Below are 23259 nucleotides of genomic sequence, written 5' to 3'. Positions count from 1 at the left end.
ATCCCCACGCCTGAGCGCGCTGTGGACGGTGCCTTCCTGATGCCCGTGGAAGACGTGTTCTCCATCTCCGGCCGCGGTACCGTCGTGACCGGCCGTATCGAGCGCGGCGTGGTCAAGGTCGGCGAAGAAATCGAAATCGTCGGCATCAAGGTCACCCAGAAGACCACCTGCACCGGCGTGGAAATGTTCCGCAAGCTGCTGGACCAGGGTCAGGCTGGCGACAACGTCGGTATCCTGCTGCGCGGCACCAAGCGTGAAGAAGTCGAGCGCGGCCAAGTGCTGTGCAAGCCCGGCTCCATCAAGCCCCACACCCACTTCACGGGTGAGGTGTACGTCCTGTCCAAGGACGAAGGCGGCCGTCACACCCCCTTCTTCAACAACTACCGCCCGCAGTTCTACTTCCGTACCACGGACGTGACCGGTGCCATCGAGCTGCCCGAGGGCAAGGAAATGGTGATGCCTGGCGACAACGTGTCGATCACCGTCAAGCTGATCGCCCCCATCGCCATGGAAGAAGGCCTGCGCTTCGCCATCCGCGAAGGCGGCAAGACCGTGGGCGCCGGCGTGGTGGCCAAGATCCTTGCGTAATTCGCAAACAACCAGGAATTACCATGGCTACCAAGCAAAAAATCCGCATCCGCCTCAAGGCGTTTGACTACAAGCTGATCGACCAGTCGGCTGCCGAGATCGTGGACACCGCCAAGCGCACCGGCGCCATCGTCAAGGGTCCCGTGCCCCTGCCGACGCGCATGAAGCGTTTTGACATCCTGCGTTCGCCGCACGTCAACAAGACCAGCCGTGACCAGTTCGAAATCCGCACCCACCAGCGTCTGATGGACATCGTGGACCCGACCGACAAGACGGTCGACGCCCTGATGAAGCTCGACCTGCCGGCCGGCGTGGACGTCGAGATCAAGCTGCAGTAAGGCGAGTTCGGGGTTTCAGGCCGAAAGGCCGGGGCCCCAAAACCGACGGAATGGCCTGATTTGCCAGAAATGGCAGATCAGGCTATACTGTCAGGCTCTGTCGAATTTCGACCGAGTTTTATTAACCCTCTTTCACATTCCAACGTCCGCGACCAATTGAAGTCGTGGCGGTGAAAGCAAAGGAGAAAAAATGAGTCTGAGCAATCGATTGGGGTTGCTGGGGCGCAAGGTGGGCATGATGCGTCTGTTCACTGATGACGGCGATGCAGTGCCTGTCACGGTGGTGGATGTGTCCAACAACCGAGTGACCCAGATCAAAACCCAGGACAACGACGGCTATGTCGCCTTGCAGGTGACGTTCGGCTCGCGCAAAGCTTCGCGCGTGACCAAGCCGGTTGCTGGCCACCTTGCCAAGGCAGGGGTTGAGGCCGGTGAAATCATCCAGGAATTCCGTGTCGCTGCCGATGCTGCCGCCAAGTACCAGGCCGGCGCCGCTGTGCCTGTGAGCGATGTGTTTGCGGTGGGCCAGAAGGTCGACGTGCAGGGCACCTCGATCGGTAAGGGCTTTGCCGGCACCATCAAGCGTCACAACTTCAGCTCGCAGCGTGCTTCGCACGGTAACAGCCGTTCGCACAATGTTCCGGGCTCCATCTCCATGGCGCAGGATCCGGGCCGCGTGTTCCCGGGCAAGCGCATGACGGGCCACATGGGCGACCAGACCAAGACGATCCAGAACCTGGACGTCATCCGTATCGACGAAGCTCGCCAACTGCTGCTGATCAAGGGCGCGATCCCCGGTTCCGCCGGTGGTTTCGTGACCGTGCGTCATGCCGTCAAGGTGCAAGCCAAGAAAGGAGCGAACTGATGCAGCTCGAACTCCTGAACGACCAGGGCCAGGCCGCTTCCAAGATGGAAGCCCCGGACACCGTGTTCGGTCGTGAATACAACGAAGCGCTGGTGCACCAGATTGTGGTGGCCTTCCAGGCCAATGCCCGTCAAGGTACCCGCGCCCAGAAGGACCGCGAACAGGTCAAGCACTCGACCAAGAAGCCGTTCAAGCAGAAGGGTACCGGCCGTGCTCGTGCTGGTATGACGTCCTCCCCGCTGTGGCGCGGGGGCGGTCGCATCTTCCCGAACAGCCCGGAAGAGAACTTCACCCAGAAGATCAACAAGAAGATGTACCGCGCCGGTATGGCTTCGATCTTCTCGCAGTTGGCCCGTGAAGGCCGCCTGGCCGTGGTCGAGTCCCTCAAGGTGGATTCGCCCAAGACCAAGCAGCTGGCTGACAAGTTCAAGGCCATGAAGCTGGACTCCGTGCTTGTGATCGCCGACCAGGTCGACGAGAACCTGTACCTGGCCTCGCGCAACCTGACCAACGTTCTGGTGGTCGAGCCGCGTTACGCCGATCCGCTGTCGCTGGTGCACTACCGCAAGGTGCTGGTCACCAAGGCCGCCATGGACCAACTCAAGGAGATGTTCGCATGAGCACCGCCAAGTTTGAAGAAGGTCGTCTGATGCAGGTGCTCGTGGCCCCCATCGTGTCCGAAAAGGCCACCATGGTTGCCGAGAAGAGCAACGCAGTGACGTTCAAGGTGCTGCAGGACGCGACCAAGCCTGAAATCAAGGCTGCCGTTGAGCTGATGTTCAAGGTTGAGGTCAAAGGCGTGTCTGTGGTGAATACCAAGGGCAAGACCAAGCGCTATGGCAAGTCCGTCGGTCGTCGCGACAACGTTCGCAAGGCCTATGTGACGCTGCAGCCGGGTCAAGAGCTGAACCTGTCCGGGGAGGCCGCGTAATCATGGCTGTCATCAAAATGAAACCGACTTCGCCGGGCCGTCGTGGCGTGGTGAAGATCTCGCGTGACCACCTGTACAAGGGTGAGGCCTACGCGCCCCTGCTCGAACCCCAGTTCCAGCAGGCCGGTCGTAACAACAACGGTCACATCACCACCCGTCACAAGGGCGGTGGTCACAAGCACCACTACCGCGTGGTCGACTTCAAGCGCGACAAGGACGGTATTCCCGCCAAGGTCGAGCGCATCGAATACGACCCGAACCGCTCGGCCCACATCGCTCTGGTGTGCTATGCCGACGGCGAGCGTCGTTACATCATTGCGCCGCGTGGCCTGGAAGTGGGCGCCACCATCGTGAACGGTGCCGAGGCTCCGATCCGTGTGGGCAACACCCTGCCGATCCGCAACATCCCGGTGGGTTCGATCATCCACTGCATCGAGCTGCAGATTGGCAAGGGCGCGCAGGTGGTTCGTTCCGCCGGTGCTTCCGCCACGCTGCTGGCCCGTGAAGGCACCTACGCCCAGGTGCGTATGCGTTCGGGCGAAGTGCGCAAGATCCATATTGAGTGCCGCGCCACGATTGGCCAGGTCGCCAACGAAGAACACAGCCTGCGCCAGCTCGGCAAGGCCGGTGTCAAGCGCTGGATGGGTATTCGTCCGACCGTTCGCGGTGTGGTCATGAACCCGATCGACCACCCGCACGGTGGCGGCGAGGGCAAGACCGGCGAAGGCCGTCACCCTGTCGATCCGTGGGGCAATCTGACCAAGGGTTACCGTACCCGTAACAACAAGCGCACGCAGGTCATGATCGTGTCGCGTCGCAAGAAGTAAGGGGAACGCACAATGACACGCTCTCTGAAAAAAGGTCCCTTTGTGGATCATCATCTGGTGGCCAAGGTCGACAAGGCCGTTGCCACCAAGGACAAGAAGCCGATCAAGACCTGGTCGCGTCGCTCCATGGTTCTGCCCGAGTTCATCGGTCTGACCATTGCCGTGCACAACGGCAAGCAGCACGTACCGGTCTATATCACTGACCAAATGGTGGGCCACAAGCTGGGTGAGTTCGCGCTGACCCGCACCTTCAAGGGCCACCCTGCGGACAAAAAAGTCCAGAAGAAATAAGGGAATTGAACATGGAAACACGTGCAACCCTTCGTGGTGTCCGCCTCTCGGTGGACAAGGGCCGTCTGGTCGCGGATCTGATCCGTGGCAAGAAGGTCGATCAAGCCCTGAACATCCTGCAGTTCACGCAGAAAAAAGCTGCCGTGATCATCAAGAAGGTTCTGGAGTCCGCCATTGCCAACGCCGAGCACAACGACGGCGCCGATATCGACGAACTGAAGGTCAAGACCATCTACGTCGAGCAAGGCACCACGCTCAAGCGCTTTACCGCCCGTGCCAAGGGCCGCGGCAACCGTATCAGCAAGCCCACGTGCCATGTGTACGTGACGGTCGGCAACTAAAGAGGTCAGAAGGATATGGGACAAAAAATCAACCCGACCGGCTTCCGCCTCGCAGTCAGCCGTAACTGGGCCTCGCGCTGGTATGCCAGCAACCGTGACTTCGCCGGCATGCTGGCCGAAGACATCAAGGTGCGCGAGTACCTGAAGGCCAAGCTCAAGAACGCCTCCGTTTCGCGCGTGCTGATCGAGCGCCCCGCCAAGAACGCCCGCATCACGATTTTCTCGGCTCGTCCGGGCGTCGTGATCGGCAAGAAGGGCGAGGACATCGAAAACCTCAAGCGCGACCTGGGCAAGCAACTGGGCGTGCCGGTGGCCGTGAACATCGAGGAAGTGCGCAAGCCCGAAATCGATGCCAAGCTGATCGCCGACAGCATCACGCAGCAGCTCGAAAAGCGCATCATGTTCCGCCGCGCCATGAAGCGTGCCATGCAGAACGCCATGCGTCTGGGTGCCCTGGGCATCAAGATCATGTCGGCTGGCCGCCTGAACGGCATCGAGATCGCCCGTACCGAGTGGTACCGCGAAGGCCGTGTGCCGCTGCATACCCTGCGCGCCGACATCGACTACGGCACATCGGAAGCCAAGACCACCTACGGCGTCATCGGCGTCAAGGTCTGGGTCTACAAGGGCGACACCCTGGGCCGCAACGATCTGCCCGCTGCTGTCGAGCCGCGTGCCGAGGAAGAGCGTCGCCCGCGCGGCCCGCGCCGTGATGGCCGCCCTGCCGGTGACCGTCCCGCGGCTCCCCGTGGTGCCCGCCGTCCGGCTGGTAGCGCCGCCGCGCCTGCCGATGGCAGCGACAAACCCGCAGAGGCCACCCCTGGTGCCGATGCCCCGAAAACCGCCGTTAAGCGCGTACGCAAAGTCGCCGCGCCAGCTGCAGCAGCTGACGGTGCCAAAGGAGAATAAAGATGCTGCAACCTGCACGTAGAAAATACCGCAAGGAGCAAAAAGGCCGTAACACCGGTATTGCCACCCGTGGCAGTTCCGTGGCCTTTGGCGACTTCGGCCTGAAATGTACCGACCGCGGCCGTCTGACGGCTCGCCAGATCGAGGCGGCACGTCGTGCCATCTCCCGTCACGTCAAGCGTGGCGGCCGCATCTGGATCCGCGTGTTCCCCGACAAGCCGATTTCCCAGAAGCCCGCTGAAGTGCGTATGGGTAACGGCAAGGGCAACCCGGAGTACTACGTGGCTGAAATCCAGCCCGGCAAGATCGTGTTCGAGATCGTCGGCGTGCCTGAAGAGCTGGCCCGCGAAGCGTTCAAGCTGGCTGCCGCCAAGCTGCCGCTGCGCACCACCTTCGTCAGCCGCATGATCGGCCAGTAATCAGGAGAATGAAGAAATGAAAACTACTGAACTGCGCCAGAAAGACGTTGCCGGCCTGCAAGCCGAGGTCAAGGAGCTGCAAAAGGCTCACTTCGGCCTGCGCATGCAAAAAGCCACGCAACAGCTGAACAACACGGCCACGCTGGGCAACACCCGCCGTGACATCGCCCGTGCCAAGACCATTCTTGCTGAAAAGCAAGCCGCCAAATAAGGAGCACTGAATGACGGAAGCTAAAAAATCCCTCAAGCGCACCTTGGTTGGCAAGGTGGTCAGCGACAAACGTACCAAGACCGTGACCGTGCTGGTCGAGCGTCGTGTGATGCACGAGCTCTACGGCAAGATCGTTGCCAAGTCGAGCAAGTACCACGCCCATGACGAAAAGGGCGAGTACAAGCTGGGCGACGTGATCGAGATCACCGAGAGCAAGCCGATTTCCAAGACCAAGAACTGGGTTGCCACCCGCCTGGTCGAAAAGGCCGCTGCGGTCTAAGTTCATTGCAGCGCAGGCTGCAGGACATACAAAAACGGCTCACAATGCGTGAGCCGTTTTTTTTACCCCTAAGCAAAATCAATCGAGGAGCACAACATGATCAAAGTCGGTGATACCCTCCCGGGCGCCACGCTGATGGAATATTCGGAAGTCGAGGGCAATGGTTGCAGCATCGGCCCCAATCCTGTCGATGTGAGCAAGACCGTGGCTGGCAAGACCATCGCCATCTTCGGCCTGCCGGGCGCCTTCACCCCGACCTGCTCGGCCAAGCACGTGCCGGGTTATGTCGAAAAATTCAACGAGTTCAAGGCCGCGGGTGTGGACGAGATCTGGTGCGTCAGCGTCAACGATGCGTTTGTCATGGGCGCATGGGCGCGTGACCAGAAGTCCACCGGCAAGGTACGCATGCTGGCCGATGGCAGTGCAGAATTTGCCCAGGCCACGGGCCTGACCCTGGATCTGACGAAGCGCGGCATGGGTCTGCGCAGCAATCGTTATTCCATGCTGGTCAAGGACGGCAAGGTGGCCAGCCTGAACATCGAAGCACCAGGCAAGTTCGAGGTGAGTGACGCCGGTACCTTGCTGGGCCAGGCCAAGGGCTGATCCGCTGGTTTGTTTCAGGCGATTCAAGCCTGACAAGGCCACCGCTTGCGGTGGCTTTGGTTTTTAGGGCTAGCCGAAACGCGAGTTGGGTGAACTCAGGTCTGCTTTGAGATAGTGAGCGCCGGCTATGGGGCTGTGGTAATACGGTGGGATTTCCTCAAAGCCCAAATCTTCGTAGAGCCCGCGGGCGGCCTCCATCTCGTCCAGCGTGTCGAGCAGGACGTGGTCGTAGGCATACAGGTGAGCGGCATCCAGAATGGTCTGAGCCAGCTGGCGGCCCAGGCCCAGGCCACGAAATGCGGGGCGCACATACAGGCGTTTCATTTCGCAGGCGTTGGGATAATCGGTCATGTCCAGGGGGCGCAGGGCACAGCAACCGGCCACCTTGCCATCGACCAGAGCCAGCAGCAGGCCCCCCCGCGGCATGGCATAGTCGCCGGGCAGGGTCGCGAGCTCGTCCTCAAAATCCTGGAAACACAGATCGACGTTGAGGCTTGCGGCGTACTCGCGGAAAATCTCGCGCACAGCGTCGAATTCAGCGGGCTGTTGCGGCGTCAGGATCGCGATGGTAGGCGAGGTCACGGCAAGGATGAGTCAGGTTATGGAAAACAAGTTTAGCGTGAGCCAAAAGCATATGGCATCGGTAGGCCTGCGGCGCCTGTGGCAGGTCCTGGCCTGGGGGGTGGCAGCCGGACTGCTGGCCGCCTGCCAGACCGTGCAGACCACAGGGGCGGGCCAGGTTGGTGTCACACGCAACCAGTACATGGGGGTGAGTGCTGCCGAGGTGGACGCTGCGTCGGCACAGGCCTATCGCAAGATGCTGCAGGACGCCGAGAAAAAGAAGCAGCTCAACCAGGACGCGGCCATGTTGGCGCGGGTGCAGGGCATAGCCAAACGGCTGGTGGCACAGACGGTGCACTTCCGCACCGACGCGCCAGGTTGGCGCTGGGAGAGCAACGTCTTCCAAAGCGACGAGGTCAATGCCTTCTGCATGGCCGGTGGCAAGATCGGCATCTACAGCGGGCTCATCGAGAAGCTGAAGATCACGGACGATGAACTGGCCGCCGTCATGGGCCATGAAATTGCACATGCCCTGCGCGAGCATGTGCGCGAGCAGGTCTCGCGGCAACAGGCTGCGCGGGTGCCGGGCATGGTGATCGCCATCGTGACCGGTATCCCGGTCCTGGGCGATTTGGGAGATACCTTGACCCAAGTGAGCTTCACGCTGCCGCGCAGCCGCGAGGCCGAGAGCGAAGCCGACCAGATTGGCGTCGAGCTGGCGGCACGAGCCGGCTACGACCCGCGCGCAGCCATCAGTCTCTGGCAGAAGATGAACCAGTTGGGGGGTGGGCGGCCCCCCGAGTTCCTCAGCACGCACCCTTCACCGGATTCGCGCCAACAGGACCTCGCGCGCGTCAGTGCCGTCGTGATGCCTCTGTACGAGCAGAGCCACCAGAAGCGCTGAGGCCCCTCAGGGGGCCGTGAGCCACAGAAGGAGGGCAACGGCGCTGGCGCTGAGCAGAAATAGCAGGGCGGCTAGCAAGCGGCTGCCACCGTCGTCGCGCGAGGCTGGGGCGGCGTGCGCCAGCACCTTGTCACCGGTCAGCATGGGGCGAACCAGGTTCTGCTTTTTGCGCCAGAGGTAGTAGAGGACGGCCAGGACGTGCAATATCACGAGCACGATCAGCACACGCTTGCCGACCTCCTTGTGGTACCAGGTGGCCAGGCTCACGAAGTCATTGGAGACCAGACGCGTCAGCGGGCCACTGGCCGCGATCTCGTCATCACTGAAGAGGCCGGTGCCGACCTGGGCCAGCAGGAAAGCCAGCAGCGCGAACACTGACAAGGCGCCCGTCGGCGTATGACCGACACCATGGCCTGGATCACCCTGGCCCCGCAGGTAGCGCCACAGGCTGACGGGCGAGTAGAGAAAGGCTGCAAAGCGCGACCAGCGCCCGCCAAACAGACCCCAGAGCAGGCGAAAGATCAACAGGGTCAGCACGGCATAACCCAGACGGAAATGCCATTCCATGTAGCCGAGCTGGGCCGTGGTGACGAGGGCTATAACGCACAGCGCCAGCAGCCAGTGGAAAAGGCGGGTGGGAAGATCCCAGATTCTGACGAGATGCGGCATGAGGGGTCCTAGGATAGGATGCGGGCAGGGAAGTCGCTGCTTGGTATTTTCCCTGAGATGAGAGAAATCGTGCGAACTTTGGCGCAGCCAGCGGCTCCCAAGTCCGGGAACCTTCCCGTTTACCAGCAAAGGAAGAACATGAAAACAGTCAGCATCCTTGTCGCCGCAGCGGCGATCATCGGCTTCAGTGGCACGGCTTCGGCCCAGTTTGCCAAGCCGGAAGACGCGATCAAATACCGCAAGAGCGCCCTGTTCGTGATGGCCCAACACTATGGACGCATTGGTGCCATGGCCAGCGGCCGCGCACCCTTTGACGCCAAGGTGGCTGCCGAAAATGCGGCCATCGCCGAAAGCATGTCTCGCCTGCCGTTTGCGGCGTTCGGTGAGGGCACAGACAAGGGCGATACCAAGGCCCTGCCGGAAATCTGGACCGAGAGGGCCAAGTTCAACGCTGCTGCCGAGAAGATGCAAGGCGAAATGAGCAAATTGGCTGCGGCTGCCAAGACCGGCAATCTTGACAGCATCAAGACGGCTTTCCAGTCCACCTCGGGCAGCTGCAAGGCCTGCCACGACGATTTCCGCGGCAAGTAAACCAAGAGGCCGGAACCGTCGGTTCGACGAGCAGGGGCAGCGCAGGCTGCCCCTGGGCTTTTGGGGCCAGGCCCCTCAGGTGGTCTGGGCCAGCAACTCTTCGATCAGCCGATGAAGCTCGGCGAAATCCGGTTCGCCGATGTAGCGCTTGACGATTTCGCCGCGCTTGTCGACCAGGTAGGTGGTCGGGGTCAGGCTCACCTCGCCCCAGGCCGAAGCCACGGCGCCGGTGTTGTCGATGGCCACCTTGAAGGGCAGCTTGCGGGTCTGGCTAAAGTTGACGACGTAGCTGGGCGGGTCATAGCTCATGGCCACGGCCACGGTGTCGAGGCCGCTTGCCTGGTACTTGTCATAGGTGGCGATGAGCTTGGGCATCTCGGCCACGCAGGTGGTGCAGCTGGTGGCCCAGAAATTCACCAGAACCACACGGCCGCGGAAGTCCGCGGTTTTCTGCTGGCTGCCGTCGAGCAGCACAAACGTGGAAGCCGGGGCCGGCCCGAAGCCGGGGGAGCGCAAGAGCAGCCAGCCGGCAACCAGCACAATGGCCGCTGCGGCAAGATAAAGGGCGCGTTTCATCGACGGGGAATATTGCATGGACAGACGTAAGTTTAGTTCGATTGGACTGCCGGCGCTGCTTGGAGTTCCCTGGCTGACCTGGGGACAGGCACAGGCCCTGACCCTGGAGGAGCTCAGCCAGAGCGAGGCGGCGCGGGCCCTCAAGGCCGCGTTGGAGCGTGGTGCGCGCAGCGCGATCGGGCAACTCGGCCAGGTCAATGGCTTTCTGGGCAATGAAAAAGTCAGAATCCCTCTACCCCGGCAACTGCAGGACGCCGAGCAGATGCTCCGTACCTTTGGCCAGGGCGAGCGTCTGGACGAACTGGTGACCACCATGAACCGCGCAGCCGAGGCGGCTGTGCCCATGGCGCAGGAGCTGATGCTGGGTGCAGTGCGCGGCATGACGGTGGCCGATGGCAAGAAGATACTGGGAGGCGGCGAGACCTCGGTGACAACTTTTTTTGCCGACAAGACGCGCTCGCCCCTGGGACTGAAGTTTCTGCCCGTGGTCACGCGCAGCACCGAAAAAGTGGGCCTGGCCGGGCAGTACAACCACATCGCCGGTAAGGCGGCTGATTTCGGTTTGCTGCGCCGCGAGGACGCCAGCATCGAGCAATACGTGACCGGCAAGGCACTTGACGGTCTTTATTACGTGATCGGCGAGGAAGAGCGCAAGATCCGGCGGGATCCAGTGGCAACGGGTAGCGCGTTGCTGGGCAAGGTGTTTGGCGCACTCAAGTAGTGCACCATCTCTGTCCAGCTGGCATCGGCGGGGATAATTCCCGGATGTACCGACGCTTTCTGCTCCTGAGCCTTTCCCTGCTGCTGGCCGCCTGCAGCCCCGCCCTGAACTGGCGCGAAGTTCGGCCCGTCGGAGGCGAGCTCAAGGCCATGCTGCCTTGCAAGCCCGACCAAGGCAGTCGGCGCCAGAGCCTGGCTGGGCGCGAGATGGAGATTCATATGCTGGGTTGCGAGGCGGGCGGCGCCCTGTACGCCGTCTCCGTGGCCGATCTTGCGGGTGACGGGCAGGCCTTGGCCGTCCAAGTGCAGTGGCAGGCCAATCTGCTGGGTAATATGAAAGCCACCACATCGGCAAGCAGCGCCTGGGTGCTCAAGGGCGCCAGCGCCATGCTGGAGCCGGTGCGTCTGAATGCACAGGGCCTGCAGCCCGACGGTCGCCCGGTGCAAGTCCAGGCGGTGTGGTTTGCACGGGGCGCACGCATGTACCACGCGGCGGTCTATGCCGGACGCATCAGTACGGAGATGAGCGAACCCTTCTTCGGCGGTCTGGAGCTGCCATGAACGTACTGAACCGCAGGGCGACCGTGCTGGTGTTCCTGGCCTTCGCCTTCACCTACTTTTTCTCGGCCTTGATCCGGGCCGTCACGGCCACGCTCTCACCACAATTGACCCAGGAGTTCGCGCTCCACGCGCGCGACCTCGGCCTGCTGGCCGGGGGGTATTTCCTGGGCTTTGCCCTGATGCAGCTGCCCCTGGGGCGCTGGCTGGACCGGCAGGGTCCCAAGACGGTCATTCTTGGTTTCCTGGCGGTTGCGGTCGGGGGCTGCATCGCGTTTGCCCAGGCCACGAGTTTTGCGGGCCTGCTGGTAGCGCGGGTGCTCTGTGGTGTCGGGCTTGCGGCCTGCCTGATGGCGCCGTTGACCGGCTTCAGGCGCTGGCTGGATCCCGTCAGTCAGCTGCGCGCGAACTCCTGGATGCTGATGACCGGTTCCATGGGCATGGTGGCCTCGACACTGCCGGTGCAGTGGTTGTTGCCGGTGTATGGCTGGAGACCCCTGTTCTGGGGGCTGGCGGCCCTGCTGCTGCTGTCCATGGTCCTCATCGCCTGGCAGGTGCCGCGATGGCAAAAAGCGGTGGACGCGCCCAGCGCAGGAACAGCGGCGGGCAGTTATGCCGAGGTCTGGCGCAATGCTTATTTCCGCCGTCTGACCCCTGTGGGATTCTTCAACTACGGGGGCATGGTTGCCATCCAGACCCTGTGGGCCGTACCCTGGATGATCCGTGTCGGAGGCTACACACCCGTGCAGGCAGCGACCGGCCTGTTCTGGATCAACGTCGCCATGCTGTCCACCTTCTGGTCCTGGGGCCTGTTGATTCCGCGCCTGACCCGGCGTGGCGTGCACACCAGCCAGCTGATCGCGTGGGGCACGCCGCTGAGCCTGGGGTTGCTGGCGGTGATCGTGTTCACCGGCGCAAATGCGGGAGAGCACGCCGGCCTGCTTTGGGCATTGTTCTGTGTCAGCTCCACCTTTCTTTCGCTGGCGCAACCGGCGGTCGGTATGGCCTTCGCGCCCGAACTCGCCGGGCGCGCCCTGTCGGCGTACAACCTGGTCATCTTTGCCGGCGTGTTCGTGGTGCAGTGGGGCATAGGCCTGCTGATCGATGTCTTTGTCGCGCAGGACTGGTCCCAGGCGCAGGCCTTCCAGGGCGCGCTGGGTGTGTTCCTGCTGCTGAACCTGCTGTCCTATCTCTATTTCCTGTTGGCGAAAAAGACATAATCAGGCCAGCATGAACAATGGCATCGTCATCATCGCCCACGCTCCGCTGGCCAGTGCGCTGCGCCAGTGCGTGGCCCACGTGTTTGCCGACCGGGTGGGTGGCGTGGTGGCCGTGGATGTGCTGCCAGATGCGCCCGTGGCCCAGAGCGTGGCGCAGGCGCGGCAGGCGATTGAAGTCCTGGGCCAGGTGCCTCTGCTGCTGCTGACCGACGTGCTGGGGGCCACTCCCAGCAATGTGGCCCGCCAATTGCAAAAGGGGCACCAGGCGCGACTGCTGGCAGGTGTGAACGTGCCGATGGTGCTGCGTGCCGTGACCTACCAGCACGAGCCGCTGGACGAATTGATGGCGCGCGCCCTGCAGGGCGGCACCCAGGGCGTGCTGCAAGTGCAGATGAGTGCAACGATTTGAACGACAGGAAGCGGGGACCCAGAGAATGATCAAGGCCAGTGTCACCATCAGCAACAAGCTCGGGCTGCACGCCCGCGCCTCGGCCAAGCTCACCAAGATGGCGGGCAGCTTTCCCTGCGAGGTCTGGCTGGCGCGCGGCGAGCGTCGCGTGAATGCCAAGAGCATCATGGGCGTGATGATGCTGGCCGCCGGCCTGGGTAGCGCGGTCGAGATCGAAGCCCAGGGCGAGCGCGCCCAGGAGGCCGTGGATGCGCTGCTGGGTTTGATCAATGACAAGTTCGGCGAGGGCGAATGACATGACCTTCTCCATCCACGGACTTGCGGTTGCACGCGGCATCGCCATCGGGCGTGCCGTGCTGGTAGCCAGCAGCCGGGTGGACGTGGCGCACTACTTCATCGAACCGGCCCAGGTGGAACGGGAAATCGAGCGTGTGAAGCGCGGCCGCGATGCGGTGGTCGACGAAATCCACCGCCTGCAGCAGACGATCTCCCAGCTCGGACCCAAGGATGCGCCGCATGAGTTGCGGGCCTTGCTGGACGTGCACCTCATGCTCCTGCAGGACGAGGAGATGGTGGGTGGCGTCAAGCACTGGATACGTGACCGGCTCTACAACGCCGAGTGGGCGCTGACCACCCAGCTGGAGATGGTGGCACGTCAGTTCGACGAGATGGAGGACGAATACCTGCGTGAGCGCAAGGCCGACCTCGAGCAGATCACCGAGAAGGTCCTGCGCGCCATGCTGGGCCAGACCAGCTCCGGTCTGCCCGCCGGCATCGACACCGCCCGCAAGGCATCCTCAGGCGAGTTGCAGCTGGAGGATACGGACACCCCGTTGGTGCTGATCGCGCACGAGATATCGCCTTCGGACATGTTGCAGTTCAAGCAGGGCGTGTTTGCCGGCTTTGTGACCGATGTGGGCGGCAAGACTTCGCATACCGCCATCGTGGCGCGCAGCATGGACATCCCGGCCGTGGTGGGCGCGCGCACGGCCAGCCAGCTGGTGCGACAGGACGACTGGGTCATCATCGACGGCGATGCCGGCGTGGTCATCGTCGATCCCTCGCCCATCATCCTGGCCGAGTACCAGTACAAACAGCGCCAGCTCGACTTGGAGCGCAGTCGCCTGGGGCGGCTGCTGGACACACCGGCCGTCACCCTGGACGGCGAGAAGGTCGAGTTGCTGGCCAATATCGAAATGCCCGAAGACGCGCATGCGGCCATGAAGGCCGGTGCCGTCGGTGTCGGTCTGTTCCGCAGCGAATTCCTCTTCATGGGCCGCCACGGCCACCTGCCCGACGAGGAAGAGCAGTACCGGGCCTATTGCCGTGCGGTCGAAGGCATGGGCGGGCTGCCGGTCACTATCCGCACCGTGGACATCGGTGCCGACAAGCCCATGGACAGCACGGTCATCGAAGGCAACCACCTCAACCCGGCTCTCGGGCTGCGGGCCATACGCTGGAGCCTGGCCGATCCTTCCATGTTCCTGACGCAATTGCGTGCGATCCTGCGCGCCGCCGTGCACGGGCCGGTCAAGATGCTGATTCCCATGCTGGCGCACCTGAGCGAGATCCGCCAAACCGTGGCGCTGGTCGAGCAGGCGCGTGCCGAGTTGCAGCGCGAAGGGCTCCCCTACGGGCCGGTGATGCTGGGGGCCATGATCGAGATCCCGGCGGCGGCCCTGACGCTCAAGACCTTCTTGCGGCATTTCGACTACCTGTCGGTCGGTACCAATGACCTGATCCAGTACACCCTGGCGATCGACCGTGCCGACGAGTCGGTGGCGCACCTCTATGACCCGCTGCACCCCGCTGTGCTGCGCCTGCTGGCCGACACGATTGCGGAATGCCGGGTGCAAGGCAAGGAGGTCAGCGTCTGCGGTGAGATGGCCGGTGATGTGGCCATGACGCGCCTGCTGTTGGGCCTGGGCTTGCGCAGTTTTTCCATGCATCCGGCCCAGATCCTGGCGGTCAAGCAGGAGGTGCTGCGGGCCGACACGAGCCGTCTGCGACCCTGGGCACAAACGGTGTTGAACGCCGACGAACCCGCTGCCGCCATGGGCAGCTGATCCAGGGGACGGGCCGCTTCAACGTGCCAGGCTGGCGGCGTGGGCCTGCTGGTCGGCGTGGTAGCTGGATCGCACCATGGCGCCGACAGCGGCGTGCGTGAAACCCATCTTGTAGGCCTCTTCCTCGAACATCTTGAAGGTGTCCGGATGGACATAACGCTTGACTGGCAGGTGCGATGTGGAGGGAGCCAGGTACTGGCCTATGGTCAGCATCTCGATGTTGTGGGCGCGCATATCGCGCATCACGTCGAGGATTTCCTCATCAGTCTCGCCCAGGCCCACCATCAGACCGCTCTTGGTCGGCACATCGGGGAACAGGGCCTTGAACTTCTTGAGCAGGTTCAGCGAGAACTGGTAGTCGCTGCCGGGGCGGGCCTGCTTGTACAGGCGCGGCACGGTTTCCATGTTGTGGTTCATCACGTCGGGCGGCGCGGCCTTGAGGATGTCCAGCGCGCGGTCGTCACGGCCGCGGAAGTCGGGCACCAGCACCTCGATTTGCGTGCCGGGCGAGAGTTCGCGCGTCTTGCGGATGCAGTCCACAAAGTGGCCAGCGCCGCCGTCGCGCAGGTCGTCACGGTCCACGCTGGTGATCACCACGTAATTGAGCTTGAGCGCGGCGATGGTCTTGGCCAGGTTCTCGGGCTCGTTCACGTCCAGTGGATCGGGCCGGCCATGGCCGACATCACAGAAGGGGCAGCGACGCGTGCATTTGTCGCCCATGATCATGAAGGTGGCCGTGCCCTTGCCGAAACATTCGCCGATATTGGGGCAGCTGGCCTCTTCGCAGACCGTGACCAGCTTGTTGGCGCGCAGGATGTCCTTGATCTCGTAGAAGCGCGTGCTCGGCGAGCCGGCCTTGACGCGAATCCAGTCGGGCTTCTTGAGTACTTCGCCGGCCTCCACCTTGACGGGGATGCGAGAGAGCTTGGCGGCAGCCTTCTGCTTGACTGCCGGGTCGTAGGTCTCGACGCTTTGCGCTTCGCGCACGGTGGTGGGGTTGTTCATGGCTTGCCTTCAGGGCTGGAGATGGGTCTGGAGCTTGTGGCTCAACACGTGGGCCACGTCGGCCCAATCGGCGGATACCCCGATTGTAGAAAGGTCCACGCTTTGCAGTCCTGCGTAGCCGCAGGGGTTGATGCGCGTGTAGGGTTCCAGGTCCATGGCCACGTTCAGCGCCAGGCCGTGGTATGTGCAGTTGCGGCTGACCTTGATGCCCAAGGCGGCGATCTTGCCCAGGCCCGTGAAATCCGGCGGGCCGGCAGCGGCACCTTGCTGCGGCCGTTGGGGTAGCGTGGCGTGGCTTTGCGGGTCGTTCAGGCGCACATAGATGCCAGGCGCGCCGGCCACGCGGTGGCCGGTGACGCCATAGTGATCCAGGGTGCGGATCACGGCTTCCTCAATGCGGTAGACGTATTCCTTGACGAAATAGCCCGCGCGTTTGAGATCAACCAAGGGGTAGGCCACCACCTGGCCAGGGCCATGGTAGGTGACCTGGCCACCACGGTTGGTGGCCACCACGGGGATATCGCCTGGCATCAGCACATGGTTGGCCAGTCCGGCAAGGCCCTGGGTGTAGACGGGCGGGTGCTCGCAGACCCACAGTGCGTCGGGGGTATCGGCCGTGCGCGTGGCCGTGTAGTCCTGCATGGCCGCATAGGTCGGTCCATAGTCCACCCGGCCGAGCAGGCGCACATCCATCAGAGCACGACCTTGACCATGGGGTGGGTGGAAAGAGTGCGGTAGAGCTCGTCGAGTTGCTCGCGGCTGGTGGCGTTGATGGTGATGGTCACGCCCAGGTAGTTGCCGCCCTTGCTCTCGCGTAGCTCAATGGAGGCGGCATCGAAGCCGGGGTCGAACTGGCGCGCCACCGTGGTCACGGCATGCACGAAGCCTTCGGCCTTGGCACCCATCACCTTGATGGGGAAGCGGCAGGGGTACTCGATCAGGCTGTCGGTACGCGAGGGAGGGGGCGGTGGGGGTTTGCTCATGCGGGGCGGCGCAGGCGGGCCTGCAGTTTGGCGGCCTGGTAGCCGGCATAAAGTTGGGCGTAGACGGGGCCGGGTTGTCCCCGGCCCACGGGCTGGCCGTCGATGCGGGTCACGGGCAACACCTCTTTGGTGGCCGAACTCAACAGGACCTCGTCCGCTGCCAGCACTTCGGCGCGCGAAATGCGCCGTAGCTTGAAGGGGATCTCGTGCGTGGCGCAGATCTCTTCCAACAGGCCGTAACGTATGCCTTCAAGGACGAGGTTGTCACGCGGCGGGCCCAGCAGTTCGCCGTCCTTGACGATCCAGACGTTGCTGGAGGACGCCTCGCTGAGGAAGCCGTCCCGGAACAGGATGGTTTCGGCGGCATCGGCGTCCACGCTGATCTGGCGCGCCAGCACGGCCGCCAGCAGGCTGGTGCTCTTGATATGGGCTTTCTGCCACCGGAAATCCTCGGCCGTCACGCAGGTCACGCCTTCATGGCGCTGCGCCTCAGCGGGGGGCCTCATGACATTGGTCATGACAAAAACTGTGGGGATGAGGCCGGGCAGCATGGCGTGGTCTCGCAGTGCCACACCGCGCGTCACCTGGATGTAGACCATCTGCGCCAGCTTTTCCGGGTCTTCCCCGGTGCTGCGCGCGTAATCGGCGACCAGACGATCGGCGATCACGCGCCATTGGGCGTGCGTATTCGGGTTCGGGATGCGCAGTTCAGCAAGGCTGCGGTCCAGGCGGGCCATGTGCTGCTCAAATCGGAACAGGCAGCGCCCATACACGGGCAGCACCTCATAGACCCCGTCGCCGAAGATGAAACCACGGTCCATGACGCTGACTTTTGCGTTGGGCAGCAGTGTGTACTCACCATTCAGGTAGCACGGCAGGGCGGGGAGGACGGGTGTCGGCATGGGGAAATTATCGCAGTACGGCGCAGTGGGCTCAGGCATGGCAACGGACGGCGCCGCAGACCATCTGGTTGGCTGATAGACATGGGGGCACTTTTTTATAGTTCTAGTCAGGAAATGGTCAGAGCAGGGCGGGTTTCTACGTATAATCAAAGGCTTTGTTGCGCTGCCTAGTCTGGATCCGGGTGTGATTTGACATGTCGAAAATAGCACCAGAACCACGGGGTAGGGCACAAGACGAGGCTACGGAGTCGAACTTCACGCCGCTGAGCGCTCAAGAGGCGCAGGCGCTGCGAGAGCGAAATCCATCGGTGTCTCCCTGGTGGGTGGTGCTGACTCAGGCGGTGGTTGGGACGGTGGCGGCTTTACTGGCTTGGCTGCTGACTGGTCTGCCTTCTGTGGCCTGGTCTCTTGCATATGGTGCGTTGGCGGTGGTGCTGCCGGCGGCCGTGTTTGCGCGGGGGCTGACAGGTCGTCTGTCTTCGGTGAATCCGTTGACGGGGGCCATGGGCTTCCTGGTGTGGCAAATGGTCAAGTTGGCCTTGACGCTGGCAATGCTGATTGCCGCGCCCAGGCTGGTGGTGGCGCTGAGCTGGCCGGCATTGTTGGTGGGCTTGGTGCTGACGTTGAAGGTGTATTGGGTTGCGTTGAAGTTCGCACCCCGGAACGTGAAACAAAAAGACGAGTAATCAGATGAGCGCTGAAACCGGACCGACCGCAGGTGAATACATCGTTCACCACCTGCAACACCTGCAGAACCAGGCGCCCAAGGCGGTAGCCGACTTCACTGTCTTCAATTTCGACTCCCTGGTCTTCTCCGTCCTGCTGGGCGTGGTGGGCTGCTGGTTGCTCTGGCTGGCCGCGCGCAAGGCTACCTCGGGTGTGCCGGGCCGTTTCCAGGCTGCGGTGGAAATTCTGGTCGAGATGGTGGACGCTCAGGCCAAGGGCATCGTTCATAACGCCAACAGCCGCAAGTTCGTAGCGCCGCTGGCCCTCACGGTGTTTGTCTGGATTTTCCTGATGAACGCCATGGACCTGCTGCCCGTGGACCTGCTGCCCTGGATCTGGGGTCAGATCTATGGCGCAGCCGGCCATGATCCGCACCATGCCTATCTGCGCTCCGTGCCCACGGCCGATCTGTCCGGCACGATGGGCCTTTCGGTGGCCGTGCTGCTGATCTGCCTGTACTACAACATCAAGATCAAGGGTGCTGGCGGCTGGATCCATGAGCTGTTCACAGCCCCCTTCGGTTCGCACCCCCTGCTGTGGCCCTTCAACTTCCTGATGCAGATCATCGAGTTCGTGGCCAAGACCGTTTCGCACGGCATGCGGCTGTTCGGCAATATGTATGCCGGCGAACTGATCTTCATGCTGATCGCCCTGATGGGTGGCGCCTGGTCGCTGTCGGCCACGGGCATCCTGCTGGCGGTCGGTCACATCATTGCAGGCTCCGCGTGGGCGATCTTCCATATTCTGATCATCACGCTGCAGGCCTTTGTGTTCATGATGCTTACCCTGGTCTACATCGGCCAGGCGCACGACGCGCACTGAGTCCGGCTGCAATATCTTTCGTTTTTTCTTTTCTTTTTAACCAAGTCCTCTAGGAGTCATCATGGAAGTTATCAGCTTTGTCGCCCTGGCCGCTGGCCTGATCATTGGTCTGGGTGCTGTCGGCGCTTGTATCGGTATCGGCATCATGGGCAGCAAGTACCTTGAGTCCGCTGCTCGCCAGCCCGAACTGATGGGCGAACTGCAGACCAAGATGTTCCTGCTGGCCGGTCTGATCGACGCTGCTTTCATTATCGGTACCGGTATCGCGCTGTGGTTCGCCACCGCCAACCCCTTCCTGGCCCAGATCGCCAATCTGCCGAAGTAAGCATCCTCCAGACCTAAAACATTCCCCGGCGCGCATGGGCGCGTCAGGGTGAAGGATGAAACATGAGCATTACCGGTACCCTCATCATTCAGATGATCGTGTTCCTGATCCTGGTCGGGTTCACGATGAAGTTTGTGTGGCCCCCGATTGCCAAGGCGCTGGATGAGCGTGCACAGAAGATCTCTGAGGGTCTTGCCGCTGCCGACAAAGCCAAGTCCGAACTGAGCGCCGCCAACAAGCGCGTGGAAGACGAACTGGCCAAGACGCGCAACGAGACGGCCAGCCGTCTGGCCGACGCCGAGCGTCGCGCCCAAGCCATCATCGAAGAAGCCAAGGCGCGGGCGACCGAAGAAGGCAACAAGATCGTGGCAGCCGCCAAGGCCGAGGCCGAGCAGCAGACAGTCAAGGCGCGTGAGGCCCTGCGCGAGCAGGTGGCCGCACTGGCCGTCAAGGGCGCCGAGCAGATCCTGCGCAAAGAAGTCAACGCCGGCGTCCATGCGGACTTGCTGGGTCGTTTGAAGACTGAGCTGTAAGAGGATCCCATGGCTGAACTTGCCACCATTGCCCGTCCTTACGCCGAAGCGCTGTTCAAGGCCTCTACCGCCGATCTGGCGGGCGCGGCTGTATGGGTTGAAGAGCTGGCTGCCATTGCGGGCAATCCGCAACTGCAGCAGTTTGCCGACAACCCCAATGCGACGGCCCAGCAGGTGTTCGACGTGATCGCCGGAGTGGCCAAGACGCCCCTGAACGATGCCGCGAAGAACTTTCTGCGCACTGTCATCGACAATGGCCGCCTGAGTGTGCTGCCCGAGATCGCCGCACAGTTCCGCGCCCTGAAAAATGCGCAGAGCGGCTCGTCTGATGCCGTCGTGTACAGCGCCTTCCCCGTCGAAGGCGCCGCACTCGCCGATGTCAAAGGCGTGCTGGAAAAGCGCTTCGGTCGCAAGCTGAATGTCGTCGTGCAGCTGGAGCCCGAACTGATCGGTGGCATCCGCGTGGTGGTCGGTGACGAGGTGCTCGACACTTCCGTCAAGGCCCGTCTGGAACAAATGAAAGTGGCTCTCACGGCCTGAGGCATCCCGCCTGACCGTCAGCCCAACCCAAGGAAAGAAGGAAAGAGTCATGCAACTCAATCCCGCAGAAATCTCTGAACTGATCAAGAGCCGGATCCAAGGCCTGTCTGCCAGCGCCGACATCCGCAACCAGGGTACCGTGGTGTCCGTGACTGACGGCATTTGCCGCATCCACGGCCTGTCCGACGTGATGCAGGGCGAGATGCTCGAATTCCCGGCCGGCAAGGATGGCCAGCCCACCTATGGCCTGGCCCTGAACCTCGAGCGCGACTCCGTCGGCTCCGTGATTCTGGGCGAGTACGAGCACATCTCCGAAGGCGACACCGTCAAGTGCACGGGCCGCATCCTGGAAGTGCCGGTCGGCCCCGAGCTGATCGGCCGTGTGGTCAATGCCCTGGGCCAGCCGATCGACGGCAAGGGTCCGATCAACGCCAAGATGACCGACGTGATCGAGAAGGTCGCCCCGGGCGTGATCGCACGTCAATCCGTGGACCAGCCCATGCAGTCCGGCCTGAAGTCGATCGACGCCATGGTGCCGGTCGGTCGCGGCCAGCGCGAGCTGATCATCGGTGACCGTCAGACCGGCAAGACTGCCGTGGCCATCGACGCCATCATCAACCAGAAGGGTCAGAACATGACCTGCGTTTATGTCGCTATTGGCCAGAAGGCCTCCAGCGTCAAGAACGTGGTGCGTGCTCTGGAACAAGCCGGTGCCATGGCCTACACCATCGTGGTGGCTGCCACCGCTTCCGAATCCGCTGCCATGCAGTACGTTTCGGCCTACTCGGGCTGCACCATGGGCGAGTACTTCCGCGACCGTGGCCAGGACGCCCTGATCGTGTACGACGACCTGTCCAAGCAGGCCGTGGCCTACCGCCAGGTTTCGCTGCTGCTGCGCCGCCCGCCGGGCCGCGAAGCCTACCCCGGCGACGTGTTCTATCTGCACAGCCGTCTGCTGGAGCGTGCCGCTCGCGTGAACGCCGACTATGTCGAAGCCTTCACCAAGGGCGCCGTCAAGGGCAAGACCGGTTCGCTGACCGCACTGCCCATCATCGAAACCCAAGCCGGTGACGTGTCCGCCTTCGTTCCGACCAACGTGATCTCGATCACCGACGGCCAGATCTTCTTGGAAACCAGCCTGTTCAATGCCGGTATCCGCCCCGCCATCAACGCCGGTATCTCGGTGTCGCGCGTCGGTGGTGCCGCCCAGACCAAGCTGGTGAAGAACCTCTCCGGTGGTATCCGTACCGACTTGGCCCAGTACCGTGAGCTGGCTGCTTTCGCGCAGTTCGCTTCCGACCTGGACGAAGCCACCCGCAAGCAGCTGGACCGCGGTGCCCGCGTGACCGAGCTGCTCAAGCAGGCCCAGTACAGCCCGCTGTCCATCAGCCTGATGGCCGCTTCGCTGTTCGCCGTGAACAAGGGTTTCCTGGACGACATCGAGGTCAAGAAGGTGTTGGCCTTCGAACACGGTCTGCACGGCTACCTGAAGGACAAGCAGGCCGCGCTGCTGGCCAAGCTGGAAGCCGCCAAGGCCATGGACAAGGATGCCGAAGCCGAGTTGACCGCTGCGATCGCCGCGTTCAAGAAGACTTTCGCCTGATTCCCGACCTGACGACGCAAGGAGCCACGCATGGCAGCAGGTAAGGAAATACGCGGCAAGATCAAATCGGTGGAGAACACCAAGAAGATCACCAAGGCCATGGAAATGGTGGCCGCGTCCAAGATGCGCAAGGCGCAGCAGCGCATGCGCTCCGCTCGCCCCTACAGCGAGAAGGTGCGCAACATTGCCGCCAACCTCGGCAAGGCGAATCCGGAGTATGTGCACCCGTTCATGAAGGTGAGCGATGCCAAGACGGCCGGCATGATCGTTGTCACCACCGACAAGGGTCTGTGCGGCGGTCTCAACACCAACGTGCTGCGCGGCGTGACGACCAAGCTGCGCGAGCTGCAGGCCGAAGGCGTCAGCATGCAGGCTGTGGCCATTGGCAACAAGGGCCTGGGCTTTCTCAACCGCATCGGTGCCAAAGTGGTCTCCCAGTCGACCCAGCTCGGCGATACGCCGCATCTGGACAAGCTGATCGGCCCGGTCAAGGTGCTGCTCGACGCCTACGCGCGGGGCGAATTGAATTCGGTGTACCTGTGCTACACCAAGTTCATCAACACCATGAAGCAGGAGCCGGTGGTCACGCAATTGCTGCCGCTGTCGGCCGCCAAGATGGAGGCCGAGGCACAAGCCAGCGGCCCCCAGCACGGCTGGGACTACATCTACGAGCCCGACGCCCAGGCTGTCATCGACGAACTGCTGCTGCGCTACGTGGAGGCGCTGGTTTACCAGGCCGTGGCAGAAAACATGGCTTCGGAGCAGTCGGCGCGCATGGTGGCCATGAAGGCCGCCACGGACAACGCAGGCAGCGTGATCGGCGAACTCAAGCTGGTCTACAACAAGACGCGTCAGGCGGCGATTACAAAAGAGCTGTCGGAAATTGTGGCGGGTGCGGCTGCTGTTTAAAACAGCTTCGACCTGACCTTTGGTACGTTAAAGA

General features: G+C 62.6%; 35 protein-coding genes. 28 read left to right on the top strand and 7 right to left on the bottom strand.

Annotated elements, in window-relative coordinates; all coding sequences use genetic code 11:
* From AC07NT_RS17645 to AC07NT_RS17585, 13 genes are all read left to right on the top strand, one after another.
* Positions 1 to 588 (top strand): EF-Tu C-terminal domain-related protein (locus AC07NT_RS17645; RefSeq protein WP_498599683.1); only part of this gene is annotated, 588 nt, incomplete at its 5' end.
* Positions 589 to 611: 23 nt separating this feature from the next.
* Positions 612 to 926 (top strand): 30S ribosomal protein S10, encoded by a 315-nt coding sequence (gene rpsJ / locus AC07NT_RS17640; protein ID WP_028250951.1) that lies wholly within the window; start codon positions 612 to 614, stop codon positions 924 to 926.
* Between the two features lie 190 nt (positions 927 to 1116).
* Positions 1117 to 1791, top strand: coding sequence for a 50S ribosomal protein L3 (gene rplC, locus AC07NT_RS17635; RefSeq protein ID WP_498599686.1), 675 nt, complete (start codon positions 1117 to 1119; stop codon positions 1789 to 1791).
* Positions 1791 to 2411 (top strand): 50S ribosomal protein L4, encoded by a 621-nt coding sequence (gene rplD, locus AC07NT_RS17630; RefSeq protein WP_498599688.1) that lies wholly within the window; start codon positions 1791 to 1793, stop codon positions 2409 to 2411. Before rplC ends, rplD begins: the two co-directional genes overlap by 1 nt.
* Positions 2408 to 2722 (top strand): 50S ribosomal protein L23, encoded by a 315-nt coding sequence (gene rplW / locus AC07NT_RS17625; protein ID WP_057674142.1) that lies wholly within the window; start codon positions 2408 to 2410, stop codon positions 2720 to 2722. The genes rplD and rplW overlap by 4 nt, the downstream gene beginning before the upstream one ends.
* A 2-nt stretch (positions 2723 to 2724) precedes the next feature.
* On the top strand, positions 2725 to 3549 hold the full coding sequence (gene rplB / locus AC07NT_RS17620) for a 50S ribosomal protein L2 (RefSeq protein WP_498599691.1): 825 nt from the start codon (positions 2725 to 2727) through the stop codon (positions 3547 to 3549).
* Between the two features lie 12 nt (positions 3550 to 3561).
* Positions 3562 to 3840: a 30S ribosomal protein S19 gene (rpsS, locus tag AC07NT_RS17615; protein ID WP_484611517.1), complete on the top strand. Its 279-nt coding sequence runs from the start codon at positions 3562 to 3564 to the stop codon at positions 3838 to 3840.
* A gap of 11 nt (positions 3841 to 3851) precedes the next feature.
* Complete coding sequence (rplV, locus tag AC07NT_RS17610) at positions 3852 to 4181, top strand: 50S ribosomal protein L22 (protein WP_057674139.1); 330 nt, start codon at positions 3852 to 3854, stop codon at positions 4179 to 4181.
* Positions 4182 to 4196: 15 nt separating this feature from the next.
* Entirely contained in the window at positions 4197 to 5090 is an 894-nt protein-coding gene (gene rpsC, locus AC07NT_RS17605; protein WP_498599693.1) for a 30S ribosomal protein S3, read from the top strand.
* 2 nt (positions 5091 to 5092) lie between these two features.
* Positions 5093 to 5509, top strand: a complete 417-nt coding sequence (gene rplP, locus AC07NT_RS17600) for a 50S ribosomal protein L16 (RefSeq protein ID WP_057674137.1) — start codon at positions 5093 to 5095, stop codon at positions 5507 to 5509.
* A 16-nt stretch (positions 5510 to 5525) separates the two neighbouring features.
* Positions 5526 to 5720, top strand: a complete 195-nt coding sequence (gene rpmC, locus AC07NT_RS17595; RefSeq protein ID WP_498599695.1) for a 50S ribosomal protein L29 — start codon at positions 5526 to 5528, stop codon at positions 5718 to 5720.
* 10 nt (positions 5721 to 5730) lie between these two features.
* Entirely contained in the window at positions 5731 to 6000 is a 270-nt protein-coding gene (rpsQ, locus tag AC07NT_RS17590) for a 30S ribosomal protein S17 (RefSeq protein WP_057674135.1), read from the top strand.
* A gap of 96 nt (positions 6001 to 6096) precedes the next feature.
* Positions 6097 to 6603 (top strand): peroxiredoxin, encoded by a 507-nt coding sequence (locus AC07NT_RS17585; RefSeq protein ID WP_498599697.1) that lies wholly within the window; start codon positions 6097 to 6099, stop codon positions 6601 to 6603.
* A gap of 69 nt (positions 6604 to 6672) precedes the next feature.
* On the opposite strand, the gene AC07NT_RS17580 is transcribed toward AC07NT_RS17585, so the two are convergent.
* Complete coding sequence (locus AC07NT_RS17580) at positions 6673 to 7185, bottom strand: GNAT family N-acetyltransferase (protein WP_498599699.1); 513 nt, start codon at positions 7183 to 7185, stop codon at positions 6673 to 6675.
* A 37-nt stretch (positions 7186 to 7222) separates the two neighbouring features.
* On the opposite strand from AC07NT_RS17580, the gene AC07NT_RS17575 reads away from it, so the two are divergent.
* Positions 7223 to 8068 (top strand): M48 family metallopeptidase, encoded by an 846-nt coding sequence (locus AC07NT_RS17575; protein ID WP_498599701.1) that lies wholly within the window; start codon positions 7223 to 7225, stop codon positions 8066 to 8068.
* Positions 8069 to 8074: 6 nt separating this feature from the next.
* On the opposite strand, the gene AC07NT_RS17570 is transcribed toward AC07NT_RS17575, so the two are convergent.
* Positions 8075 to 8737, bottom strand: a complete 663-nt coding sequence (locus tag AC07NT_RS17570) for a cytochrome b/b6 domain-containing protein (protein ID WP_498599703.1) — start codon at positions 8735 to 8737, stop codon at positions 8075 to 8077.
* Positions 8738 to 8875: 138 nt separating this feature from the next.
* Between AC07NT_RS17570 and AC07NT_RS17565 the strand changes: the two genes are divergently transcribed.
* Positions 8876 to 9328 (top strand): c-type cytochrome, encoded by a 453-nt coding sequence (locus AC07NT_RS17565; protein WP_498599705.1) that lies wholly within the window; start codon positions 8876 to 8878, stop codon positions 9326 to 9328.
* 75 nt (positions 9329 to 9403) lie between these two features.
* Here the strand turns inward: AC07NT_RS17565 and AC07NT_RS17560 are convergent, their stop codons facing one another.
* Complete coding sequence (locus AC07NT_RS17560; protein ID WP_498599707.1) at positions 9404 to 9904, bottom strand: TlpA disulfide reductase family protein; 501 nt, start codon at positions 9902 to 9904, stop codon at positions 9404 to 9406.
* Positions 9905 to 9920: 16 nt separating this feature from the next.
* Here AC07NT_RS17560 and AC07NT_RS17555 point away from each other — a divergent pair, with 16 nt between their 5' ends.
* The 6 genes from AC07NT_RS17555 to ptsP are packed head-to-tail and all read left to right on the top strand — an operon-like array spanning position 9921 to position 14877.
* Positions 9921 to 10625: a DUF4197 domain-containing protein gene (locus tag AC07NT_RS17555; RefSeq protein ID WP_498599709.1), complete on the top strand. Its 705-nt coding sequence runs from the start codon at positions 9921 to 9923 to the stop codon at positions 10623 to 10625.
* 44 nt (positions 10626 to 10669) lie between these two features.
* Positions 10670 to 11185 carry a hypothetical protein gene (locus AC07NT_RS17550; protein WP_498599711.1) on the top strand — a complete coding sequence of 172 codons (516 nt, stop codon included), beginning with the start codon at positions 10670 to 10672 and terminating at the stop codon, positions 11183 to 11185.
* Positions 11182 to 12402 carry an MFS transporter gene (locus AC07NT_RS17545; RefSeq protein ID WP_498599713.1) on the top strand — a complete coding sequence of 407 codons (1221 nt, stop codon included), beginning with the start codon at positions 11182 to 11184 and terminating at the stop codon, positions 12400 to 12402. The genes AC07NT_RS17550 and AC07NT_RS17545 overlap by 4 nt, the downstream gene beginning before the upstream one ends.
* A gap of 10 nt (positions 12403 to 12412) precedes the next feature.
* Positions 12413 to 12811 carry a PTS sugar transporter subunit IIA gene (locus AC07NT_RS17540; protein WP_498599715.1) on the top strand — a complete coding sequence of 133 codons (399 nt, stop codon included), beginning with the start codon at positions 12413 to 12415 and terminating at the stop codon, positions 12809 to 12811.
* A gap of 25 nt (positions 12812 to 12836) precedes the next feature.
* A complete protein-coding gene (locus AC07NT_RS17535; RefSeq protein ID WP_498599717.1) occupies positions 12837 to 13106 on the top strand; it encodes an HPr family phosphocarrier protein in 270 nt (89 codons plus the stop codon).
* A 1-nt stretch (position 13107) separates the two neighbouring features.
* Entirely contained in the window at positions 13108 to 14877 is a 1770-nt protein-coding gene (ptsP, locus tag AC07NT_RS17530) for a phosphoenolpyruvate--protein phosphotransferase (RefSeq protein ID WP_498599719.1), read from the top strand.
* 18 nt (positions 14878 to 14895) lie between these two features.
* Here the strand turns inward: ptsP and lipA are convergent, their stop codons facing one another.
* Genes lipA through AC07NT_RS17510 form a run of 4 tightly spaced genes read right to left on the bottom strand, consistent with a single transcriptional unit; the run spans position 14896 to position 17767 of the window.
* The gene (lipA, locus tag AC07NT_RS17525) at positions 14896 to 15882 is read right to left on the bottom strand and encodes a lipoyl synthase (protein ID WP_498599721.1); all 987 of its coding nucleotides are present in this window, start codon (positions 15880 to 15882) and stop codon (positions 14896 to 14898) included.
* A gap of 9 nt (positions 15883 to 15891) precedes the next feature.
* Positions 15892 to 16575, bottom strand: a complete 684-nt coding sequence (gene lipB / locus AC07NT_RS17520; RefSeq protein WP_498599722.1) for a lipoyl(octanoyl) transferase LipB — start codon at positions 16573 to 16575, stop codon at positions 15892 to 15894.
* Positions 16575 to 16865, bottom strand: coding sequence for a YbeD family protein (locus tag AC07NT_RS17515; protein WP_498599724.1), 291 nt, complete (start codon positions 16863 to 16865; stop codon positions 16575 to 16577). Before AC07NT_RS17515 ends, lipB begins: the two co-directional genes overlap by 1 nt.
* Positions 16862 to 17767 (bottom strand): D-amino acid aminotransferase, encoded by a 906-nt coding sequence (locus AC07NT_RS17510; RefSeq protein ID WP_498599726.1) that lies wholly within the window; start codon positions 17765 to 17767, stop codon positions 16862 to 16864. Before AC07NT_RS17510 ends, AC07NT_RS17515 begins: the two co-directional genes overlap by 4 nt.
* Positions 17768 to 17961: 194 nt before the next feature.
* Here AC07NT_RS17510 and AC07NT_RS17505 point away from each other — a divergent pair, with 194 nt between their 5' ends.
* From AC07NT_RS17505 to atpG, 7 genes are all read left to right on the top strand, one after another.
* Positions 17962 to 18453: an ATP synthase subunit I gene (locus AC07NT_RS17505; RefSeq protein ID WP_498599728.1), complete on the top strand. Its 492-nt coding sequence runs from the start codon at positions 17962 to 17964 to the stop codon at positions 18451 to 18453.
* A 4-nt stretch (positions 18454 to 18457) separates the two neighbouring features.
* Positions 18458 to 19315 (top strand): F0F1 ATP synthase subunit A, encoded by an 858-nt coding sequence (gene atpB / locus AC07NT_RS17500; protein ID WP_498599730.1) that lies wholly within the window; start codon positions 18458 to 18460, stop codon positions 19313 to 19315.
* A gap of 61 nt (positions 19316 to 19376) precedes the next feature.
* Positions 19377 to 19640 carry a F0F1 ATP synthase subunit C gene (gene atpE / locus AC07NT_RS17495; protein ID WP_007830191.1) on the top strand — a complete coding sequence of 88 codons (264 nt, stop codon included), beginning with the start codon at positions 19377 to 19379 and terminating at the stop codon, positions 19638 to 19640.
* Positions 19641 to 19702: 62 nt separating this feature from the next.
* On the top strand, positions 19703 to 20173 hold the full coding sequence (locus tag AC07NT_RS17490) for a F0F1 ATP synthase subunit B (RefSeq protein WP_498599732.1): 471 nt from the start codon (positions 19703 to 19705) through the stop codon (positions 20171 to 20173).
* Positions 20174 to 20182: 9 nt separating this feature from the next.
* Entirely contained in the window at positions 20183 to 20713 is a 531-nt protein-coding gene (locus AC07NT_RS17485) for a F0F1 ATP synthase subunit delta (RefSeq protein ID WP_498599734.1), read from the top strand.
* A 49-nt stretch (positions 20714 to 20762) separates the two neighbouring features.
* Positions 20763 to 22316 (top strand): F0F1 ATP synthase subunit alpha, encoded by a 1554-nt coding sequence (gene atpA / locus AC07NT_RS17480; protein ID WP_498599736.1) that lies wholly within the window; start codon positions 20763 to 20765, stop codon positions 22314 to 22316.
* 30 nt (positions 22317 to 22346) lie between these two features.
* Positions 22347 to 23225 (top strand): F0F1 ATP synthase subunit gamma, encoded by an 879-nt coding sequence (gene atpG / locus AC07NT_RS17475; protein WP_498599738.1) that lies wholly within the window; start codon positions 22347 to 22349, stop codon positions 23223 to 23225.
* Positions 23226 to 23259: the final 34 nt, after the last annotated feature.

The sequence above is a fragment of the Hylemonella sp. GW821-FHT10B10 genome, from assembly GCF_059415585.1.
This window is presented reverse-complemented; position numbering and strand designations above follow the sequence as displayed.

Bases quoted from the DNA above. Each gene is read 5' to 3' on its own strand.
- rpsJ (WP_028250951.1), top strand. From the start codon at position 612: ATGGCTACCAAGCAAAAAATCCGCATCCGCCTCAAGGCGTTTGACTAC.
- rplC (WP_498599686.1), top strand. From the start codon at position 1,117: ATGAGTCTGAGCAATCGATTGGGGTTGCTGGGGCGCAAGGTGGGCATG.
- rplD (WP_498599688.1), top strand. From the start codon at position 1,791: ATGCAGCTCGAACTCCTGAACGACCAGGGCCAGGCCGCTTCCAAGATG.
- rplW (WP_057674142.1), top strand. From the start codon at position 2,408: ATGAGCACCGCCAAGTTTGAAGAAGGTCGTCTGATGCAGGTGCTCGTG.
- rplB (WP_498599691.1), top strand. From the start codon at position 2,725: ATGGCTGTCATCAAAATGAAACCGACTTCGCCGGGCCGTCGTGGCGTG.
- rpsS (WP_484611517.1), top strand. From the start codon at position 3,562: ATGACACGCTCTCTGAAAAAAGGTCCCTTTGTGGATCATCATCTGGTG.
- rplV (WP_057674139.1), top strand. From the start codon at position 3,852: ATGGAAACACGTGCAACCCTTCGTGGTGTCCGCCTCTCGGTGGACAAG.
- rpsC (WP_498599693.1), top strand. From the start codon at position 4,197: ATGGGACAAAAAATCAACCCGACCGGCTTCCGCCTCGCAGTCAGCCGT.
- rplP (WP_057674137.1), top strand. From the start codon at position 5,093: ATGCTGCAACCTGCACGTAGAAAATACCGCAAGGAGCAAAAAGGCCGT.
- rpmC (WP_498599695.1), top strand. From the start codon at position 5,526: ATGAAAACTACTGAACTGCGCCAGAAAGACGTTGCCGGCCTGCAAGCC.
- rpsQ (WP_057674135.1), top strand. From the start codon at position 5,731: ATGACGGAAGCTAAAAAATCCCTCAAGCGCACCTTGGTTGGCAAGGTG.
- AC07NT_RS17585 (WP_498599697.1), top strand. From the start codon at position 6,097: ATGATCAAAGTCGGTGATACCCTCCCGGGCGCCACGCTGATGGAATAT.
- AC07NT_RS17570 (WP_498599703.1), bottom strand. From the start codon at position 8,737: ATGCCGCATCTCGTCAGAATCTGGGATCTTCCCACCCGCCTTTTCCAC.
- AC07NT_RS17565 (WP_498599705.1), top strand. From the start codon at position 8,876: ATGAAAACAGTCAGCATCCTTGTCGCCGCAGCGGCGATCATCGGCTTC.
- AC07NT_RS17560 (WP_498599707.1), bottom strand. From the start codon at position 9,904: ATGAAACGCGCCCTTTATCTTGCCGCAGCGGCCATTGTGCTGGTTGCC.
- AC07NT_RS17555 (WP_498599709.1), top strand. From the start codon at position 9,921: ATGGACAGACGTAAGTTTAGTTCGATTGGACTGCCGGCGCTGCTTGGA.
- AC07NT_RS17550 (WP_498599711.1), top strand. From the start codon at position 10,670: ATGTACCGACGCTTTCTGCTCCTGAGCCTTTCCCTGCTGCTGGCCGCC.
- AC07NT_RS17545 (WP_498599713.1), top strand. From the start codon at position 11,182: ATGAACGTACTGAACCGCAGGGCGACCGTGCTGGTGTTCCTGGCCTTC.
- AC07NT_RS17540 (WP_498599715.1), top strand. From the start codon at position 12,413: ATGAACAATGGCATCGTCATCATCGCCCACGCTCCGCTGGCCAGTGCG.
- AC07NT_RS17535 (WP_498599717.1), top strand. From the start codon at position 12,837: ATGATCAAGGCCAGTGTCACCATCAGCAACAAGCTCGGGCTGCACGCC.
- ptsP (WP_498599719.1), top strand. From the start codon at position 13,108: ATGACCTTCTCCATCCACGGACTTGCGGTTGCACGCGGCATCGCCATC.
- lipA (WP_498599721.1), bottom strand. From the start codon at position 15,882: ATGAACAACCCCACCACCGTGCGCGAAGCGCAAAGCGTCGAGACCTAC.
- lipB (WP_498599722.1), bottom strand. From the start codon at position 16,575: ATGGATGTGCGCCTGCTCGGCCGGGTGGACTATGGACCGACCTATGCG.
- AC07NT_RS17515 (WP_498599724.1), bottom strand. From the start codon at position 16,865: ATGAGCAAACCCCCACCGCCCCCTCCCTCGCGTACCGACAGCCTGATC.
- AC07NT_RS17510 (WP_498599726.1), bottom strand. From the start codon at position 17,767: ATGCCGACACCCGTCCTCCCCGCCCTGCCGTGCTACCTGAATGGTGAG.
- AC07NT_RS17505 (WP_498599728.1), top strand. From the start codon at position 17,962: ATGTCGAAAATAGCACCAGAACCACGGGGTAGGGCACAAGACGAGGCT.
- atpB (WP_498599730.1), top strand. From the start codon at position 18,458: ATGAGCGCTGAAACCGGACCGACCGCAGGTGAATACATCGTTCACCAC.
- atpE (WP_007830191.1), top strand. From the start codon at position 19,377: ATGGAAGTTATCAGCTTTGTCGCCCTGGCCGCTGGCCTGATCATTGGT.
- AC07NT_RS17490 (WP_498599732.1), top strand. From the start codon at position 19,703: ATGAGCATTACCGGTACCCTCATCATTCAGATGATCGTGTTCCTGATC.
- AC07NT_RS17485 (WP_498599734.1), top strand. From the start codon at position 20,183: ATGGCTGAACTTGCCACCATTGCCCGTCCTTACGCCGAAGCGCTGTTC.
- atpA (WP_498599736.1), top strand. From the start codon at position 20,763: ATGCAACTCAATCCCGCAGAAATCTCTGAACTGATCAAGAGCCGGATC.
- atpG (WP_498599738.1), top strand. From the start codon at position 22,347: ATGGCAGCAGGTAAGGAAATACGCGGCAAGATCAAATCGGTGGAGAAC.